2 protein-coding genes are annotated in these 1,001 nt (G+C 34.6%); one reads left to right on the forward strand and one right to left on the reverse strand.

Translation table 11 applies throughout. The features are described from left to right. On the forward strand, positions 1-260 hold a 260-nt coding region (locus tag BZK14_RS13125; RefSeq protein WP_483887738.1), incomplete at its 5' end, for a tRNA-specific adenosine deaminase. A 172-nt stretch (positions 261-432) separates the two neighbouring features. Here BZK14_RS13125 and BZK14_RS13355 read toward each other — a convergent pair. Then, positions 433-1,001 (reverse strand): hypothetical protein (locus BZK14_RS13355; RefSeq protein WP_171973708.1); only part of this gene is annotated, 569 nt, incomplete at its 5' end.

Genomic DNA, 1,001 nt, shown 5'->3' on the forward strand with positions numbered 1-1,001 from the left:
ATTTATCAGGTTGCGTTGTTTATGCTAGCGGTGAACCTTGCCCTATGTGTCAAGCAGCTATGTTTATGGCTGGTATTCATGAGGTTTATTATGCTTATTCTAGTGAAGATGGCGCACCATTTGGCTTTTCAACAGAATACGCATCAACCGAACTACAAAAAACACCACAAAACCGCACAAATCTGACATATGTCTATATGCCAGAAACCCAACAATCACCTAATATTTTTGATCTTTGGGTAAAACATGCACAAGGTTAAGGTTTTAATTCCTCAATCAACTTCAAAATACTGTTAATTCTCACTTCTTCATTTTCCATGGGCAATTTGTAGCGCAAAACCTCTTGCCCTTGGAGTTGATAGAAGTTTGGCTTCTGCTGAATCAAATCGTTCATCAAACAATACGAACACTATCCGCTGTTATTTACAATGCTCATTTAGAATAATATTCAATAATACGCGTTTGTATTTTCGTTTCACCGCCAAGCTCTTCCTCTTGGCGTTTTATCCAACTGCCTTTTTCATCCACTTCTAGTGTTGTCACAAAAATAAGCTTTTCACCTTCTGCAAGATCAGTGATCAATGACTCTAATTTTTGTTCGTTTTCTTTAAGGTAATAATAACTTGTTATTTCATTTTCATAAGGGCTTAATAACTCTTTAATTTCTCTTCTTTTTGCACTGCCATTTGTATTAAATTGTTCTTTTATACTTAAAAAGTAGCCTGCACTTATTGACTCATAAGGACTTGACCATTTTTCAACTTCCATATCAATCCATTCATTTGTTTCTTGAGAGTATATAAATATTTTACGTTGATTATCTTTTAGCTCAGATATGAAAAAGATTAAATCATCGCTATTTTTCTTTAGTTCTTTGATATCTCCAAGGATGTTTGGTAAAAATACAATTTGTTGAACATTTCCTTGTGCATTGAAATATGACATAGCATGTGCGGTGATCGTACCATCGGTCGTTTCTATCCACTCTATCGTTTTAGCAG

The organism is Wohlfahrtiimonas larvae, assembly GCF_002006755.1.
GTDB lineage: Bacteria > Pseudomonadota > Gammaproteobacteria > Cardiobacteriales > Wohlfahrtiimonadaceae > Wohlfahrtiimonas > Wohlfahrtiimonas larvae.